This window comes from Zobellia sp. 1_MG-2023 (assembly GCF_030549125.1).
GTDB lineage: Bacteria > Bacteroidota > Bacteroidia > Flavobacteriales > Flavobacteriaceae > Zobellia > Zobellia russellii.
In genome coordinates, this window is the sequence record NZ_JAUOSY010000007.1 from 66,415 (window position 1) to 84,589 (window position 18,175).

At 39.4% G+C, this 18,175-nt stretch carries 18 protein-coding genes and 1 other RNA gene; 5 read left to right on the forward strand and 14 right to left on the reverse strand.

Annotated features, from left to right (window positions below; translation table 11 throughout):
* Position 1 precedes the first annotated feature (1 nt).
* The 4 genes from Q4597_RS14695 to Q4597_RS14710 all read right to left on the reverse strand — a co-directional run bounded on the left by Q4597_RS14695 (position 2) and on the right by Q4597_RS14710 (position 3,535).
* Positions 2 to 703, reverse strand: a complete 702-nt coding sequence (locus Q4597_RS14695) for an HAD family hydrolase (RefSeq protein ID WP_303406832.1) — start codon at positions 701 to 703, stop codon at positions 2 to 4.
* Positions 694 to 1,407, reverse strand: a complete 714-nt coding sequence (kdsB, locus tag Q4597_RS14700; RefSeq protein ID WP_303406833.1) for a 3-deoxy-manno-octulosonate cytidylyltransferase — start codon at positions 1,405 to 1,407, stop codon at positions 694 to 696. Before kdsB ends, Q4597_RS14695 begins: the two co-directional genes overlap by 10 nt.
* 47 nt (positions 1,408 to 1,454) lie before the next feature.
* Positions 1,455 to 2,030, reverse strand: coding sequence for a DUF4126 domain-containing protein (locus Q4597_RS14705; protein ID WP_215912375.1), 576 nt, complete (start codon positions 2,028 to 2,030; stop codon positions 1,455 to 1,457).
* Positions 2,031 to 2,095: 65 nt separating this feature from the next.
* Entirely contained in the window at positions 2,096 to 3,535 is a 1,440-nt protein-coding gene (locus Q4597_RS14710; RefSeq protein ID WP_215441066.1) for an ATP-dependent RecD-like DNA helicase, read from the reverse strand.
* A 101-nt stretch (positions 3,536 to 3,636) separates the two neighbouring features.
* Here Q4597_RS14710 and Q4597_RS14715 point away from each other — a divergent pair, with 101 nt between their 5' ends.
* The 3 genes from Q4597_RS14715 to Q4597_RS14725 are packed head-to-tail and all read left to right on the forward strand — an operon-like array spanning position 3,637 to position 5,646.
* Positions 3,637 to 4,290: a hypothetical protein gene (locus Q4597_RS14715; protein WP_303406834.1), complete on the forward strand. Its 654-nt coding sequence runs from the start codon at positions 3,637 to 3,639 to the stop codon at positions 4,288 to 4,290.
* Positions 4,265 to 5,098 carry a DUF3822 family protein gene (locus Q4597_RS14720; RefSeq protein WP_215440855.1) on the forward strand — a complete coding sequence of 278 codons (834 nt, stop codon included), beginning with the start codon at positions 4,265 to 4,267 and terminating at the stop codon, positions 5,096 to 5,098. The genes Q4597_RS14715 and Q4597_RS14720 overlap by 26 nt, the downstream gene beginning before the upstream one ends.
* Positions 5,098 to 5,646, forward strand: coding sequence for an RsmD family RNA methyltransferase (locus tag Q4597_RS14725; RefSeq protein ID WP_215440857.1), 549 nt, complete (start codon positions 5,098 to 5,100; stop codon positions 5,644 to 5,646). Before Q4597_RS14720 ends, Q4597_RS14725 begins: the two co-directional genes overlap by 1 nt.
* A 20-nt stretch (positions 5,647 to 5,666) precedes the next feature.
* Here Q4597_RS14725 and rnpB read toward each other — a convergent pair.
* Positions 5,667 to 5,978: RNase P RNA component class A (gene rnpB, locus Q4597_RS14730), an RNA gene on the reverse strand.
* Between the two features lie 124 nt (positions 5,979 to 6,102).
* On the opposite strand from rnpB, the gene Q4597_RS14735 reads away from it, so the two are divergent.
* Positions 6,103 to 7,935 carry a DNA polymerase III subunit gamma/tau gene (locus Q4597_RS14735; RefSeq protein WP_303406835.1) on the forward strand — a complete coding sequence of 611 codons (1,833 nt, stop codon included), beginning with the start codon at positions 6,103 to 6,105 and terminating at the stop codon, positions 7,933 to 7,935.
* On the opposite strand, the gene Q4597_RS14740 is transcribed toward Q4597_RS14735, so the two are convergent.
* From Q4597_RS14740 to Q4597_RS14770, 7 genes are read right to left on the reverse strand one after another with little or no spacing between them, the layout of a single operon-like run.
* A complete protein-coding gene (locus tag Q4597_RS14740; RefSeq protein WP_303406836.1) occupies positions 7,924 to 8,283 on the reverse strand; it encodes a transmembrane 220 family protein in 360 nt (119 codons plus the stop codon). The two genes, Q4597_RS14735 and Q4597_RS14740, sit on opposite strands and share 12 nt — an antisense overlap.
* Positions 8,280 to 9,659: an alkaline phosphatase family protein gene (locus Q4597_RS14745; protein WP_303406837.1), complete on the reverse strand. Its 1,380-nt coding sequence runs from the start codon at positions 9,657 to 9,659 to the stop codon at positions 8,280 to 8,282. The genes Q4597_RS14740 and Q4597_RS14745 overlap by 4 nt, the downstream gene beginning before the upstream one ends.
* 3 nt (positions 9,660 to 9,662) lie before the next feature.
* On the reverse strand, positions 9,663 to 10,856 hold the full coding sequence (gene eboE, locus Q4597_RS14750; RefSeq protein ID WP_303406838.1) for a metabolite traffic protein EboE: 1,194 nt from the start codon (positions 10,854 to 10,856) through the stop codon (positions 9,663 to 9,665).
* 1 nt (position 10,857) lies between these two features.
* Positions 10,858 to 12,018 carry a 3-dehydroquinate synthase gene (locus Q4597_RS14755; RefSeq protein ID WP_303406839.1) on the reverse strand — a complete coding sequence of 387 codons (1,161 nt, stop codon included), beginning with the start codon at positions 12,016 to 12,018 and terminating at the stop codon, positions 10,858 to 10,860.
* A 33-nt stretch (positions 12,019 to 12,051) separates the two neighbouring features.
* Positions 12,052 to 12,954 carry a UbiA-like protein EboC gene (eboC, locus tag Q4597_RS14760; RefSeq protein ID WP_303406840.1) on the reverse strand — a complete coding sequence of 301 codons (903 nt, stop codon included), beginning with the start codon at positions 12,952 to 12,954 and terminating at the stop codon, positions 12,052 to 12,054.
* Entirely contained in the window at positions 12,954 to 13,862 is a 909-nt protein-coding gene (locus Q4597_RS14765; RefSeq protein WP_215912381.1) for a TatD family hydrolase, read from the reverse strand. Before Q4597_RS14765 ends, eboC begins: the two co-directional genes overlap by 1 nt.
* Position 13,863: 1 nt before the next feature.
* Positions 13,864 to 14,721, reverse strand: a complete 858-nt coding sequence (locus Q4597_RS14770; RefSeq protein WP_303406842.1) for an EboA domain-containing protein — start codon at positions 14,719 to 14,721, stop codon at positions 13,864 to 13,866.
* A 180-nt stretch (positions 14,722 to 14,901) separates the two neighbouring features.
* Here Q4597_RS14770 and Q4597_RS14775 point away from each other — a divergent pair, with 180 nt between their 5' ends.
* Positions 14,902 to 15,483 carry a tRNA-(ms[2]io[6]A)-hydroxylase gene (locus Q4597_RS14775; RefSeq protein WP_215440873.1) on the forward strand — a complete coding sequence of 194 codons (582 nt, stop codon included), beginning with the start codon at positions 14,902 to 14,904 and terminating at the stop codon, positions 15,481 to 15,483.
* 62 nt (positions 15,484 to 15,545) lie between these two features.
* Here the strand turns inward: Q4597_RS14775 and ppk1 are convergent, their stop codons facing one another.
* Both ppk1 and Q4597_RS14785 read right to left on the reverse strand, forming a co-directional pair.
* Positions 15,546 to 17,648: a polyphosphate kinase 1 gene (gene ppk1, locus Q4597_RS14780; protein ID WP_215440875.1), complete on the reverse strand. Its 2,103-nt coding sequence runs from the start codon at positions 17,646 to 17,648 to the stop codon at positions 15,546 to 15,548.
* Positions 17,649 to 18,134 (reverse strand): histidine phosphatase family protein, encoded by a 486-nt coding sequence (locus tag Q4597_RS14785; protein ID WP_303406843.1) that lies wholly within the window; start codon positions 18,132 to 18,134, stop codon positions 17,649 to 17,651.
* Between the last annotated feature and the right edge of the window lie 41 nt (positions 18,135 to 18,175).

Sequence of the window (18,175 nt, forward strand, 5' to 3'; positions counted from 1 at the left end):
GCTATTTCAAATACTCAACTATATCCGATAATTTATTTATTTTCAGATATTTATAATCACCATTCTCTATTTTAACTTCTTCATGCTGCCATGTAGTATGAAAGGGCACATGCACCGCCTGAGCACCAATTTCAATAAGCGGCAGCACATCTGATTTTAATGAATTTCCTATCATCAAAAATTCATTCACATCAATCTCTAAATGGTTCAACAAATGTAGATAGTTTTCTTCTTTTTTATCACTCAGAACCTCCACATGATGAAAGAATTCCGAAAGTCCTGACCTTTCCAATTTACGCTCTTGGTCTAAAAGATCGCCTTTGGTCAGAACTATTAACCGATAATTATTGCTTAATTTACGTAAAACTTCTCTTACACCGTCTAATAATTCCACAGGTTGGCATAACATCTCCTTCCCAAGATTTAAAATTTCACCTATTGTGTCTTGAGAAACCCGATTATTAGAAAGCTGCAAAGCAGATTCTACCATAGAAAGCATAAACCCCTTTACACCATAACCATACAATTCAAGGTTTTTAATCTCCATTTTAAAAAGTTCCTGATCAATGGTGTTCATGGTTTCGTATCCCTCTAGAAGCTTGGCGAACTTTTGTTCGGTATCCCTAAAGTAGGTTTCGTTTACCCACAGGGTATCATCGGCATCAAAGCCAATTACCTTTATATTACTGTAATCTACTTCCATGCTGCTTGCGCTCTTTTCAAATCTTCGGGCGTATCTATTTCTATTCCCGAGACGGTAGTTTCTACCATTTTAATTTTTTTTCCGTACTCTAAATATCGGATGGCTTCAATTTTTTCGATAGCCTCCAAAGGCAGCATAGGCAGTCTCTGGAAATCCATTAAAGCCCTTTTCCTAAAGGCGTAAATACCTTTGTGCTTGTAGTACACACTTTCAATCTCTTTATTTCGGGGATAAGGAATTGGCGAACGGGAAAAATACAGTGCAAAATTACGGTTATCCACAATTACTTTTACCGTATTGGGGTTGCTTATTTCCTCTTCGTTCGTAATCCTGACCATTAACGAAGCTAAATCTATCTCTTTCTCCGGATCGTTTTTAAACACCTCCAAGACCCCGGCCAAACTTTCCCTATCCGTAAAAGGCTCGTCTCCTTGAACGTTTACAATGATATCAACATCCATATCGGTTACAGCTTCCGCTATACGGTCACTTCCACAGTCATGCTCTTTTTGGCTCATCAGGACTTTTCCGCCGGCGTTGCTTATAGCATTAAAAATGACATCACTATCCGTTACCACGTATACCTCATCAAACAACTTGGTTCCTACTGCCGCTTCGTAAGTGCGCAGTATTACGGGCTTTCCCGACAAGTCCTGCATGAGTTTTGCAGGAAATCTAGATGCCGCATAACGGGCAGGTATCATGGCTATTATTTTCACTTTATATACAAATTATAGTTTCTATTCTATTGTTACGTCCGGTCATTTCTTTTGGGTCTTAATTTTCTGTAAATACGAAAAATCACTACCAAAATAATTATGACCAAAATTACGGCAAGTACAGGAGCGAATATGGATGCCGTGGTTACCACGACCGCCGTGCCCGTTTCTACGGTAGAAACCACAGGATTGGCCAAACCACCTGTTGACGCCGTAGAGGCCAACCTACCGGTTGCCCCGGCCCCTTTTATGGCCGTAGCCGTACCCCCACCTGCAATTATAGCCAAAGACCAAGTTACCACGGGATCTAAATCTGCTACCGTAGAGACCATTACGGCCGTACCTGCAATGGCCGCCAAAGGTACCGCAAAACTATCCAAAACATTATCTACCCACGGTATAAAGTAGGCGAAAATTTCCACCAAAGTTGCGACTCCAAATGCTATTACCGCTGCAAAACTTCCTATCCACTGCCAACTTTCGTTTAATTCCCAAACTCCGGTATACGAGGCCAAACTGAGTGCAAACAGAGGCAGGAATACCCGAAACCCTACCGAAGCGGCTAAACCTACACCTAAAAAAATACTGATTATGGTTTCCGATGTCATCTTAACACTATTATTTCCGGTCCGTACGACCTTAAAATTAATACCCTGTACGAGTGCAATTTAGCCTATTCATCACCAACAAAAAAATCGTCCTTAAAACCTATAAGATACAATTGTTTTTTTGCCCTGGTAACCGCGGTGTACAACCACCTAAGATATTCCTTGTCCACCCCATTTGGCAGATAAGGCTGTTCTACAAAAACCGTATTCCATTGGCCTCCTTGAGACTTGTGACAAGTAATGGCATAAGAAAATTTTACCTGGAGCGCGTTAAAATATTTATTGTTCTTCACGCCCAGAAACTTCTTGTATTTAGAAGATTCATTCACAAAATCTTTCATTACCTCTTGGTAAAGCCTATTCCCATCTTCGTAAGGTAGCGATGGGGTTTCCGCTTTTATGGTATCCAACAGTAGAACTGTTTCAAAAGGTTTTTGGTTAGGATAATCTACCATTTGCACCTTTACTTCCGCAAACCTAAAACCATAGAGTTCTTTTATTGCAAACAGCTCTAACACCTCAATTATATCACCATTTGCAATAAAACCGGCCTCCGTATTGGGCGATAACCAAAAATAATTGTTCTTGACCACCATCATATAATCCCCAACAGATATCTCATTCTCCAGAAACAAAATCCGGCTACGAATGTTCTCATTGTACAAGTTGGCCCGCTTATTGGACCTCACGATAAATGCGGTTTCTTCTTTTCCGTTTTCAGAATAGCTTGAATCTATTGCCTCTTGAATCTCATACCCATCAACCAGTCTAACTATATCTCTAAAATTGCTTAAATGAAATTTAAACTCATCTACAAAACTACTCTGTAATTGCTCCCTAAGCAGGGTAGCATTAACCAAAATACCCGAATCTTCGGCCTGGCGCACTACCTCATCCAGTTCTAGGCGAACCACTTCCTTATCGTAATTTAACGCCAGTTTATCAGGGTCTAACGCCGGACTTAGGTTTAAGTGCACGGGTGGCAACTGAGCGGTATCACCAATTAAAATCAGTTTGCAATTATGTCCTCCATAAACAAATTGTATTAAATCATCTAAAAGCGAACCGTTACCAAAAAGCTTGGAATCTGTAGGTGCATCCGGAATCATAGAAGCCTCATCTACTATAAAAATGGTATTCCTATGCTTATTGGGGGCCAAAACAAATTGAATACCGCCTCCGCCCTGCTTTTTAGGGAAATAAATTTTTCGGTGAATTGTAAAGGACTGGGTGTTCGCATAGTTGGACATGACTTTTGCCGCCCTTCCTGTAGGTGCCATTAACACTGCCTTCATAGTGGTCTTCCACAAACTACTTACCAAGGTCCCCACCAAGGTAGTTTTACCTGTTCCCGCAAAACCTTTAAGTAGGAACACATCATCCTTTCTGTCAGAAAGTATATACGTAGCTAGTTTTTGTAGCGCTATCGCTTGCTTAAGGGTAGGTTCGTGCGGAAATTTTTCCTTTAAAATTTTGTAAAAAGAAGCATCGTTCAACATTGTCATAGGTATCAAAGATAAACAGGATTTTTGGGCGAAAAACTTTTGCGATTGAAAAAAAATTGTAGATTTGTCACAACCACTTAAATATAATTAACACTTAAGAAATGAAGACCATAATTCAAATTGTACTGTGGGTAGCTTGTATAGGTTTGGCATACCTTATATACCAATCAGTTACGGGGCCTATCGAATTCAACAAAGTAAAGGAAGAACGTTTCGGGCAAGTTATTGCTAAATTGAAAGATATAGGAAACGCTCAAGAAGCTTACAAAACGGTGAACAGAAAATACGCCAATGATTTTAACAGTTTGATTAAATTTATCGATACTGCTGAATACACTATTACCCAGCAACGCGATTCTTCATACATGGAGTTTGATAAAACTTACCAAATTGACCTTCTTAAAGAAGTAAAAATTATAGATACCTTAGGTACCGTTTCAGTTAAAGATTCACTTTTCAAGAACGATACTCGTTACAAGACTCTTATGGAAGTTCCTTTCGCTAAAAATGGTGAGAAGTTTGAAATGAAAGCTGATGTTCTTGTTAAAGGAAATTACAAAGCCCCTGTTTATGAGGCTAAAGTAGACAAGGCTGTTGTTCTTTACGACCAACAACCTACTCTTTTAAAGAAAGAAAAAGCAGAAGTTGGTGTGGAAGAGGTAAACGGTGCTTACATAAAAATTGGCTCACTTACCGAAGTTAGTACTGCTGGTAACTGGCCCCCTATATATGACAAAAAAGCAGACAAAAAATAATACTGGAGAACCAGTGGAAAATTTTAAAAAACTGTCCATTCAAGTTAGCTTGAATGGACTTTCTTTTTGTGTATTTGATACCGTAGCGAATACTATACTAAATTCTGAAAAGGTGGTTTTTGCAAAAGAACTTACCCCGTATGAAATATTAAAACGGTTAAAACTCTTATTTTCATCCCATACGATTGAAAAAGAGCAGTTTTCAGAAATAGTTGTCGTACACAGAAACAACCTCTTCAGCCTTGTACCAAAAGCTTTGTTCAATGAAAACGAGCTGGCCAATTATCTAAAATTCAACACCAAAATCTTGGCCAACGACCATTTGGCCTATGATGAACTTGAAAGTTTTGAGATCAACAATGTTTATGTTCCTTTTGTAAACATCAACAACTATATCTACGACCTTTTTGGCGAATTTACGTTTAAACACAATGGTACCGTAATGGTAGAGTCATTACTGAACAACCATGCTACCAATAAAGAAGCTGTGTGTTATATACATACTTCGCAACGCCAAATGGACGTTACGGTAATCGCATCAAAAAAACTTTTGTTGTTCAACAGCTTCAATTTTGTAACCAAAGAAGATTTTCTCTACTACCTGCTCTTTACGTTGGAGCAACTGGAGCTTGACACGGAATCGGTTTGTCTAAAACTCTTTGGTGATATTGAAAAAGGCGATGATATTTACGACCTATGTTACAACTACGTAAAAGATGTTTCCATTTTCTACCCCTCATTTACCGAACACCCAGGCATAGACAGACCAGAAGAAACTATTGATTTTACCGTAATAAACGCCTTTTAATGCGCATCATTTCAGGTTTACACAAAGGAAAGCGATTAACAGCTCCCAAAAAATTACCGGTTCGCCCTACTACGGACATGGCCAAAGAAGCCCTGTTCAACATTTTAAACAACCGTTATTATTTTGACGAACTCGTAGTTTTGGACCTATATGCCGGAACAGGAAATATTAGTTATGAATTTGCCTCTAGAGGCACCACACAAATTAGTGCCGTAGATGCAGACTATGGGTGTATACGGTTCATTAACGAAACCTCGGAAAATCTAGAAATGAGTATTTCTGCTTTTAAAAGTGATGTTTTTAGTTACCTTGAAAAATCCCGGGAAAAATCAACTATCATTTTTGCGGACCCGCCTTACGACCTTCCTTTGGAGTCATTTGAAAAAATACCTGAACTGGTTTTTGAAAATGAATTATTGTTGGATAATGGCCTTCTTATTATAGAACATGCCAGCCAAATGGACCTATCCCATATCAACAATTTTGTGGAAAACCGAAAATACGGAAGTAGTATGTTCAGTTTTTTTGAAAATCCTGACCAAGATTAAAATTGAATTCTTGGAAGAAAAAATAAAGCAGGCCATAAGCCGGATTCTGTTAAGCCCCAAAGGAACTCCCTTATCATTTATCTAGTACTAACATTACTGTTAGGCTCAAACCGCCTACCCTTCGGCTCGGGCGTGCAGCCCTCAAGCACCGATTTACATGACGTTTCACCGCATAGAGTTTACCTGGTTTCACTACAGCATTACCTGTACATACTTTCTGCTGCACTTGTCCTATTCCGTTAAACGGACGACGGGCGTTACCCGCTATGCTGCACTATGGTGTCCGGACTTTCCTCTCCCGTTTTCACGGCAGCGATAAGGAGACCTGCTCAACGCGCTAAATTAGTACAATTGTTGATAAATAAAGACTTTATCCCACCGAAATAAAACACTGGTACCATTCCTATTTTTATATTTGTAGGATTGAATCGATGTAAATTCTAAACCATAGTTTTTTTGGAACCTTTTATTGTATCGGCACGTAAATATAGACCTCAAACATTTAGGGATGTTGTGGGGCAGCAGGCCATTACCAATACTTTGACCAATGCCATTGAACACAATCATTTGGCACAGGCCCTTTTATTTTGCGGCCCTAGAGGAGTTGGTAAGACTACCTGCGCCCGTATTCTTGCCAAACAGATAAATTCCGATGGAACGGAACGTGAAGGTGAAGATTTTGCATTCAATATTTTTGAGCTGGATGCCGCCTCCAACAACTCGGTAGATGACATCCGTAATCTTATAGACCAAGTACGCATACCACCACAAGTGGGCAAATACAAGGTTTACATCATAGATGAGGTTCACATGCTCTCGCAATCGGCCTTCAACGCTTTTCTAAAAACACTTGAAGAACCGCCAAAACATGCCATATTTATTTTGGCTACCACCGAGAAGCATAAAATTATACCCACGATACTCTCTCGTTGTCAGATATTTGATTTTAAGCGAATCACCGTTAAAGATGCTGCCGAATATCTAAAATACATTGCTGAGAACCAAGGCATTGTTGCAGATGATGATGCACTACATATCATAGCCCAAAAGGCAGATGGTGCAATGAGGGATGCCCTTTCTATTTTTGATAGGGTCGTTAGTTTTTCAGGAAAAGAACTGACCAGAAAGGCCGTGACGGAAAATTTAAATGTTCTTGATTACGACACTTATTTTGCTGCGACCGATTTAATTCTGACTCATAACATACCGCAACTACTCTTATTATTTAACAAAACCCTATCGTTAGGTTTTGACGGGCATCATTTCATAAGCGGATTAGCCTCTCATTTTAGGGACTTAATGGTTTGCCAACACCAAGACACCATTAACCTTTTGGAAGTAGGCGATGTGGCCAAACAGAACTATTTAGAGCAATCAAAGAAGACCTCAATGCAGTTTCTTCTTCAGGCTTTGAATATTGCCAATGACTGTGACCTGAAGTATAAGACCAGTAAAAACCAACGGTTGCTGGTAGAACTTACCTTAATGAAACTAGCTTCAATTGGATTTGAGGCCGAAAAAAAAAATTCTGAATCCGACCTCCTAGACGGTTCTACCATTGATTATATAGCTCCAGCATCCTTTTTCAAAGGAAATGGCGCGGTTCAAAAGACACCGGCAAACACTAGTATTCCCGCTCCAAAAGAGCAACCAGAAGTGACTACTCCTGAACCTGTTGTTTCTACCGAAAAACGAGAGGAAACCTATCAAAACGAGGAAAAAATTCCTTCTCCAAGTTCAATTGCTGTTGCGGAGCCCAAAATACAGGAAACAGCACAGTCACAACCTGAAGCTGCACCCGTAAAAAAACTCAGTATAGGTGGAGAAAGAAGGGTTTCAGGGCTTTCCCTGTCTAGTTTAAAGGCAAAAAAAGAACATGAGCTTAGTAGAAAGGATGAAACAATTGATGAAAGTAAGCTCCCAAAAGATGCTTTTTCCGAAGAGGAAATGCAACAACATTGGGCAGATTACATTCAGAAAATTGATAATGACGGAAAGAAAATTTTGGCCTCCAACCTTAACGTAGATATTCCAAAACTAGTTCAGGGTAAAACCATTTGGATTGAATTACCCAATGAAACCATGAAAAAGGAAATTGAGCGCGAGCAATATGGACTTATGGAGCATTTGAGAAGAAACCTGAACAACTACTTTATTGAATTAAAGATTACCGTAAACGAAACCGTTGCAAAAAAGTTTGCGTTTACTCCAGAAGAAAAATATGAAAAGCTCAGGGAGAAAAACCCTGCCATAGATTTACTTAGAAAAACTTTTGATTTAGACCTTTAGCCCTTTTTCAAACCGGATTCTTAGAACGTACACCAACATTATTACGGCAATAATCAACAAACCACCTGCTTCCCTAGCCCGTTCAATATTTACAATATCACCTTCACCAATAACAAAACCTTGAAATTGCTCTGGCCATTGGGTATACGTACCAATTACGGCCAAAAAGAAAAAAGATATAGCCACATAAACAGACAAACGGTTCATTGCGAACAAAGCAGAGGCCAATGCCGCAAGTCCGTAAATAAGATACCACGTAGTAGCATCCGGGTCATTATACTGTAGATAGGCGGCCCAAGCGAAAAGAATGGCGAATACAACGCCCACTATTTTAAAGAAATTTTTCATATTTCCTCCGTTAAGTGCTCCTTAAGGATAGTATACACATCCGTAGCTTCTATATCATCCTCAAAAGAAGAATTGATCTGATCGGTTATCAATATAGGGTAATCTGCCTTGTCTTCGGGAATTCTACCATGAGAACCTTTTACTAAAGTAGCATCTAGCGGAATAATATTCATAACCGTTCTAAAACCCATTTTTTTCTTCAACAACTTAGCTACAACTTTTGCCATAACCAATTTGTCTTTTGGGTTTGTCAACATTTCTACTGGGTCGTAACCTGGCTTTTTATGAATATCAACCATACGTGCGTAATCCGGTGCCTTGGCATCATCTAACCAAAAATAATAGGTAAACCAAGAATCGGCATCTGCTACCACAACTAGGTCTCCACACCTCTCATGCTTTAAATTAGCTTTTTCCAACTCCTCACCTGTCAAAACCTTTTCTACTCCAGAAACGGTCTCCAATAAAGCTTTGACTTCTAATTTTATAGATGGGTCGTTTAAATACACATGTGCAATTTGATGATCGGCCACGGCAAAAGCCCTACTCTGCCCCGCATCCAAAAGCTCCAACCCACGTTCTTCCCTAATAGCGATATACCCCTTGGAACGTAGAATTCTATTTAAATGAATAGGGTTGTTTACATCCGTAATACCATATTCCGACAGCAATACAATACGCGCGTTACGCTGTTGAAAATGAGTCGCCAACTGCTCAACAACAGCATCTATCTCCTTTAAATCCTTTTTTATTTTGCTGAAATCCAACCCGTGGCGCTGCAAGTTGTAATCTAGATGCGGAAGGTAGACAAGAGACAATGTTGGATTGTGCATCTCATCTGTACGAATGGCTGCATCGGCAATCCACTTACTGGACTTTATAGAGGTTTTAGGCCCCCAAAATTGAAAGAGCGGAAAAGTACCCAACTCATCTTGCAACGTATCCCTAAGCTCCGGAGGATAAGAGTATACATCCGGAATCTTTCGGCCATCTGCTAAATAGTTTGGCCTTGGCGTTAAGCTATAATCTACACTAGAATACATATTGTACCACCAAAAATGGTTGGCACATGTAAAATGTTCGTCTTCCTTTTTTAATTGGTCCCAAAGCTTTTCGCTCTGTACCAATTTATTGGACTGACGCCAGAATTTCACTTCACATTCGTCCTTAAAATACCATCCATTGCCAACAATACCATGCTCATTAGGTGTTTTACCCGTTAGGTAAGTGGATTGTGCGGAACATGTTACCGCTGGTAAAATTGGACTTATGTAAGCCGATTTTCCCTTTTTTAAGAAAGATTCTATAAATGGGGTATGTTCCCCAATAAGCCGCTGGGTCAAGCCCACAACATTAATCACTAGCGTTTTTTTCATCCTCTAAAACTTTTCAACAAACCACTCAATCTCTCTGACAATAGACTCCGAAAGGTCTCTTTTCAAAGCGGAGGGAAGAACATCCCATGTATAGGTCTCTATTTCCAAGTGCTCGGAAACAGGATTATTTTTTAAATATTCCATCACTTTTACGATATGGTCTTGCGTAGAATCCAACACCCCAAACCGTTCCAAAAATATAGGTACGTGAAAATGCGCACGTAACTCCTTAAAATCACGCTTATGTTCCAAGACAATAGGCAGATCGTTATAGGTTTTTACCTTTCCATCCACCTGTTCGGTAACCTGATGCAGGTATGTAGGCTCATCAAAAAGAGCCAAGGCCTCCCATATTTCATCATTTCCTGACGGATTGGCAAGTATTTTCAGGGCCGCACTAACTTGAATTTTTCCAATCGCTATTCCCGCGTCGGCGAACTTCTTAAATGTGTCCGAAGGTTCTTCGTAGGCCAATGAAAAATGGCAGATATCATAACAGACTGTAAGATACCGGTGTATAATTTTATTGGCTTCTGAAGCATCCAAACCAAGTTTATCGGTAATTACGGACGTTCCGATGGGTATAAGGTAATCCCTAAAAAAATGAAGCACCTCGTCACTGTTTTCCAACATGCCATCTGGCTCCGGTTCTATATCTAGGTGCACATATTTTCCAGTTCGCTTTTCTATGTGATGTAGATGAATGGCTACTTCCACCATATTCTTTGCTCCGGTCTCAAAAGCTGATTTTGTAGCCTCTTCCGTAGTATGCCAATATTTGTAACTCACTGGAGAGGTAGATATTCCACCAGATATACCTTTAGGAAGCAAAGCCTCTAACTGATCGAACAAACGTTTGGTATAGATCAATCGTTCAGCAGTGGTCCAATCCGGGGTATGTACATCATCCTTTACACGTTCATTATGAAAGTTGCCGTATGGAAAACCGTTCATAGTAAAAACATACACATTGTTCTTGCCCAACCATTGCTTGAATTCTTCCAGATTACCGTTCATGGCAAGCTCTTCACTAGCTTTGTTGGATAACCGCAACCCTAATCCAAAAGGCTTGTCCAAAGCTACTTTTTGCTTTATCTGGGGAACATGCTCCTTTAGACTATCAAACGTAGTCTTCCAATCAAATCCGGGGTGAATATTGGTACAATAAGTGAGTTGAAAATTGTTATCTATCTGCAAACTACCCTACTTTAAGTTTTGAAATTTCGTTTACCATGTCCAGTGCCTTTTTCATGGTCTGGCGGTCAATCTGATGAACATCATGCTTAACACCTAAATCAGAAATAAGTGTTATAGTAAGTTCTCCTCCTAAATGCTCGCGAAACTCTTCTATTCCGTTCAGCAATTCATTTACCTCTTTCTCGGAAGCCAATGGAAAGCTTAAATCAAAACCGATCTTCTGAAAAACAGCCACCACACGGTCTAAATCTGCTTTATTGATCAAACCTGTTAAATGCGCATAAGCCACATCTAATACTATGCCTTTAGCAACGGCTTCGCCATGGCGTAGTGCATAATTGGTCATATACTCCAATTTATGAGCTGCCCAATGCCCAAAATCCAAAGGTCTGGACGAACCACTCTCAAAAGGGTCTCCGCCTTGGGCAATATGGTGCATATGCATTTCGGCACACCTATATATCGTGTACTCCATTGCTTCCATATTTCTATCCCGCAATTTATATGCGTTTTCCTCCAAATACTCAAAAAAGACCTTATCCTTGATCAATGCGACTTTTAAGGCTTCGGAAATACCGGAAATCCAATCGCGTTGCTCTAAGGTTTTAAGAAAATCCGTATCGTTAATAATCGCATACGGTGGCGCAAAAGTGCCAATGAAATTCTTTTTCCCGAAAGCATTCACACTATTTTTAACGCCCACAGCGGAATCATCTTGAGACAAAACAGTTGTTGGTATACGAATTAATTTTACACCTCTATGCGCAATTGCCGCGGCGTATCCTGCCATATCAATTACCGCTCCTCCACCAATTACCACAACAAATGAATGTCTGCAAATAGCATATTCGCTAACTCCTTTAAGTATTGCTTCAACTTGACTTTCATCATTTTTACATGCTTCGCCCCCTTGGACTATCATGCTCTTCATGTGCACCAGATTTTCAGGATAGTGCTTACAGTAAGATTTTATATTGTCCATAAGTGCCGGGTGCGCAGCCGCAACACCATCATCAACCACAAAAAGAAGTTTTACAGGCTCATTTTTATAAGCCTTAATAATATCCTTGAACAAGGTATTTTCGGTACCGAACAAGTTTTGGGTAAAGTGAAGGCCATATTGATATGAAACTTCAAATTTTTGTTCTATCGTTTTAAACATCATTTTTCTTTTGAACGCCAATAACAATTGACCTTAGGTAACGGCAAATAATTTTGATAGGCTCTTGGACACCGGAAGCAGTGCCAAAATAACCAACCCATACCACCAGTCCGAAAAAGCTACGGCAATGGACGAATCCAATAAAATTAACGCTATGACACCCGCCATAACCGCTTTTTTGATATTCTCCGGTGAGTTTACGGTATGTGCCCTTATCAAAGGTCTGAAAACCGTGAACGCAAACAATATCAAAAACAATAACGGAAATAAAAGCGCATCCGTATGTAGAAAAGCCATAGTTGCAACAGCTAAAATTACGGTTCCGTAAAGCACGCCTGCCAATACAATATGATTTTTATTTTCCCCATGCACTTCACCTCTACTTATTAAAGTAATCGCAAAGATGTATACGATGGGTATAAAGGCCATGAACCAAAAACTAAAATCATTTAAGATGGACATGCCCAATAACAAGTTAATCCCCCTGCATAGCCCCATACTTAAAGGCCCGAAAAAATCATATTTCTTAGCAATTGCATCATACAAAAGTATGGCAAATGCCAATGCTACAGCAACCATTCCGGACGTTACGGATACCAGGAATGCCAACAGTACGCCAACAGTTAAAGTAACACCGCCATATAACGCCGCCGAATTATAAGGAACAACACCACTAGGAATGGGCCTTTCGGGACGTTCTACTTGATCGATCTTAAAATCGAATACATCGTTTAGAATTACGCCTCCCGCATAGAGAAGTACGGATGAAAATATTAGGTATATCACATTAAAAAACCGCTCCGAACCTAGAAAATCAGTTTGAAGACCACCTACAAAAATACCTCCAATAGCTACACCGGCCAAAATATCGGCCGCAGCAGTCGGTAAATTAGCAGGTCTTGCCAATCGTGCATAACCAAGAAACGTGCGATTCATTATGTAATCTGATCAGAATCTATCCTAGGCTCCTGCCCCCTCAAAACACTGTTATCATTAAAAAGTTGCGTTTGATTAATTCCATTAGGCTTTAACCAGTGCTCTTCCTTCATTTTACCATTGGAACCAAAAATATCCAATGCATTTTGATAACATGTCTTTACAACATCCTCTCTTGCAATTCCTCTTTTAAGCATAAGGTTTGCCGTCTTTGGCACCGCCAAAGGATCACTAACACCCCAATCTGCAGAGCTATCTACAATGATATTGTTGCTACCATATTTTTTGACCACTTCTACCATACGTTCGTTACCCATTTTTGTCTTTGGGTAAATGGTAAACGCTGCAATGAAACCTCTATCAAGAACGTCTTTAACGGTTTCCTCGTTATTGTGGTCAATAACCACTTTTGAAGGGTCTAGACCATGCTCCAAACACACCTCCATACTTTTTAAAGTACCTGCTTTTTTATCGCGGTGGGGCGTATGCACTTGCACTACCATGTCTAATTCCTTGGCCATCTCCAACTGCATACGGAAATATTTATCCTCCGCTGGCGTCTGGTCGTCATACCCTATTTCTCCAATAGCTACAACATTCTGCTTGTGCACGTACAACGGCAAAAGCTCTATAACCTGTTCCGCCAATGCTTCATTGTTGGCTTCTTTGGAATTTAAGCCAATGGTACAATAATGCTGAATACCAAATTGGCTCGCCCTAAAAGGCTCCCAACCTACCAAACTACTGTAATAATCTTGAAACGAACCCACTTGCGTTCTTGGCTGTCCTAACCAAAAAGAAGGTTCTATTATAGCTACTACTCCGGCCGCGGCCATAGCCTCGTAATCGTCCGTAGTTCGCGATGTCATATGTACATGCGGGTCGATTATCATCATTTTATCTTCCATACTAATCTTTTATATTTTTCCAGGTAATAGTTTTACGCTCTACTTGAGTTTTTATTTCGGGATACTTATCCAGTAATTCTTTCGCTTTTGACGCTTCGGAATTGTAGCAACATAATGCGGCCACTTTATTTTCAACAGGATTACCACTTGCAAACAAGCGTTCCATATCTTTCAACAAGTTATCATCTAAAAATCCCGTGACCGGTCTCCAAAACAAAGGTTCAATCTCCCTTGAAGCCGCCCAACGTTCATGTGCATAATCTGAGATGATTCGTGCCAAGTCCTTATTGGCCCGCTCGTCAATGCTCAAAATATTGGAAAGGTCCAACTGCATAAAGGCTGCCTTTAAAAACATTTGGTTCCATTGCTGATCATTAAAATATTTTGCCGGGTAAGGGTTCCGCATACTTATTGCTTCAAAAATAGTGGCAATGTTCGTACGCAAAGCTTCAACTGCGGTCTGTTTATAATTCTCCGCATTGGGCAATAGGATTAGAAACTTCAGAAAAGTTTCGAGCTCTCCAATATCAGCAACTTGAATTAAATTGGCCACTTTGGGCACAAAAAAATCTTCGTTGGCATATAACACCTTTATCAATAGATAAATACGCGCTACCTGAAGCGTTGTGGCTTTTTGAGTTTTTAAATATTGGGTTACCGCATCCGTATCCTCGCTTAGCTTCAGAATAGTGCCCGAATCTATTTTACTAGCCAGCAGGCTATAGGTCATATACAGGTCCTTAGTAGAACTTGAGCCAATGATCTGCTCTAATTTTTGTTGCAACCATGAATTTGTTTCCGAGTCTAAATTAGTGCTTAATAAAGACTGGAGCTTTTGGTCTATTTTGGTTAATTCCATAATCTGTTATTCGGGTTTCTTGACAAGTGGTAACAACCCTGCTTTTTTTTAACCTTTCGGCCTAATAAAAAACAACTATCTACAAAACTAATTATTCTTTAGGGGAAACTGAATATTTAAGATGCTAAATTCTAGTTATAGTTTACAAAGATTCTTGCTAATTTTACGAAAAATATAATTATGCTAGGCCTTAAGTTACCAACTGATCCCAGATGGGTGAATATTGTTGAGAAAAATATAGATGAGATTTTGACCGATCACGCCTATTGCGAGCAAAAAGCAGCAAGCACGGCCATATCATTAATCATAAGTTTTCCCGAGTATACCGAGTTGGTAGAGGAAATGATAGCACTTTCTAGAGAGGAAATGGCCCATTTTAAAATGGTACATGACCGTATTACGGCTAGAGGACAAAGTTTAGGACGGGATAGAAAAGATGAGTACGTTCTTCAATTGATCAAATTTTTTCCAAAAGGCGGAAGCCGCACCACCCAATTGGTACATCGTCTTTTATACGCCGCATTGATCGAGGCCAGAAGCTGTGAGCGCTTTAGATTGCTATCCGAAGAACTGGAGGATAAAGAACTTGCTGAGTTCTACCATAAGCTTATGGTAAGTGAAGCCGGGCACTACACCATGTTCCTAAAATTTGCAAGGCAATATGGAAATCGTGAAGAAGTGGACAAGAAATGGCAAGCACTCCTAGATTTTGAGGCTGAAATAATGAAAAACCTAAGTAAGAACGAAAGCATTCATGGGTAAGAATTTCAGGTTTGAGAAAAGCCTATATGCTTTAGCCCAAAACCTGAAACCCTAATTATTCCTTACTCCGCCATTGAAATATCCGGACCTAGTTTATTTTTGTAATAATCATATGTAGCAAACTGCGAACGTAGCTTAGGCTTATCATTTACACGATAAGCGTTATTCTGTTCTTCATTGAACACTCTAGCTTTTACATTATCGTTCCAAGAAATTTCATACGTATCTATCAACTCTTGTTTTACATCTTCGTCATAAATAGGACAACCTACCTCTACCCTGTTCTCTAGGTTACGGGTCATAAAATCCGCAGAAGAAATAAACACTCTGGTATCACCATCGTTACAGAAAATAAAGATTCTTGGGTGTTCCAAAAACTTATCTACAATACTAATGGCCTCAATATTCTCGCTCATACCTTTTATACCGGGTATTAAGCAGCAGATACCCCGCACGATCAGTTGTATCTTAACACCGGCATTACTGGCTTCGTACAATTTATCTATCATTTTATACGAAGTAAAGCTGTTCATCTTAATTTTGATGTACGCTTCTTTACCCGCTTTAGCGTTCGCTATTTCCTTATCTATCAGTTTTATAAAGAAAGATTTGGTATAATGTGGAGACACTATTAGATGCTTGTACTTATTGATTTTATAGGTTGTCTCAAAGAAATCGAAAACCTTATTCAATTCTTTTAGAATACGCTCATTTGCTGTAAACAGCGTATAATCCGTATAAATTCTTGCAGTAGACTCGTTAAAGTTACCTGTACTTATAAATCCATAGCGCTTCAACACCCCGTTTTCCTCTCTTTCTATCATACATATCTTACTATGTACTTTAAGCCCTGGTACACCAAAAATGAGTTTTACACCTTCCGCCTGAAGTTCCTCGGCATATCTAATATTGGCTTGTTCATCAAAACGTGCGCGAAGTTCTATTTGCAGGGTCACCTGTTTTCCATTCTTAACCGCATTGGACAAACAAGCGGCCACCTGAGAATCGTTGGCAAGACGATATACCGTAATCTTGATCGCTTTTACCTTTGGGTCTAGAGCGGCTTCCCTTAAAAATTTAAGCACATATGAAAATGTATGGTAAGGAGTGTACTGCAAATAATCCTTATCAGCTATTTTCTCGAGCAGACTACCTTCAAGATTTAAACCTTTTACCGGTAACGGAGCTATTTTACTGTACATTAAATCTTCTCTTCCCAAACTAGGGAAGCCCATATAATCCCGCTTGTTATGATATCTACCTCCCGGTATAACACTATCCGCATCCTCGATCCCCATTTTATCCTTAAGAAAATCCAGCGTATCCAACTCTATGTTCTTGTCATATACAAAACGTACCGGATCACTAATTTTCCTATGTTCTACACTGGAATAAATTTTCTCAATAAAACTTTTACTTAAATCATTATCTATATCAAGTTCCGCATCTCGCGTAATCTTGATCATATGAGAGGATATGGACTTATAATCGAACATAGGGAAAACACTATCCATACAATACCGGATAATATCATCCAGAATGATTACATAGTTCTTATCACCCTCTTTAGGCAGGACCACAAAACGGTCAATACCCTTAGGAATTTCAATAAGTGCATATCGTTTTTCCTTTTTCTCAAAGGTACGTTTGGTGCGATCATCACTTTTTAAAACCATCTTTACGGCTAAATATGCCGCTGTATCCTTCAACATTGGAAACTCTGCCAAATCATTTAAAATGATGGTCATAAGCTGCGGACTCACCTTTTGAATGAAGTATTTCTTAACGAACTCCCCTTGTTTCTCGGTCAATTCGTTTTCTTTAAGAAGATAGATATCCTGATTTTCTAACTCCTTCTGTATTTCGTCTAAAATCTCAACACTTTTGCGTTGCTGCTCAATTACAAATTTGGTAATCTCTTCCAATAAATCCTTGGCCTTCTCACCACCTAAAACACTTTTGCCCGATTTTCCCGCTTCAAAAATTCGTTTTACGGTAGCATAGCGCACTTTAAAAAACTCATCTAAATTGTTGGAAAATATTCCTAAAAACCGAAGACGTTCTATTAACGGTACATTCTCATCCTCGCACTCTTGAAGCACTCTTTCGTTAAAACGTAACCAGCTTATTTCTCTGTTTATATATTTGTAATTTGTCTTTATCATTTATCTAAGGTCTTTCGGGAAAATGGTTTGTTTTGTTGTTCCTTTTGTTACTGAATTCCAGCTATTGACCGGAAAATTGAGCTGTACCAGGCCACTGGTCGTAACGTTGTCAATATAGGTATTTCCCAAAGAATTGGCAACATGGGTAAAAGCGTGATTATGACCAAAAATCATCACAGAATCTAACGAATCATCAAGGTTTGATATAAAGTCAAAAACCGATTCCCCTGAAAAATCATACAGTTCGTTCGTAATCTGTACCAAGGACAAAGAAATACTGAGCTGTCTAGTAAAAATCATAGCGGTGTGCAATGCCCTATTTGCGGGACTTGAAAAAACGGCGTCTATATTTTCCGCTTGAGAATTAAACTTGGAGGACACTAAAAGTGCATCGTTCACACCTCTTTCCTGAAGCGGCCGATCTTTATCGCTCACCGAATAATCCCAAGAAGATTTCCCGTGCCTGACCATTATCAATGTTTTCATTTAACCGAAATTTAAAGTTTTAAAAATGTTTAGCCCCTTCC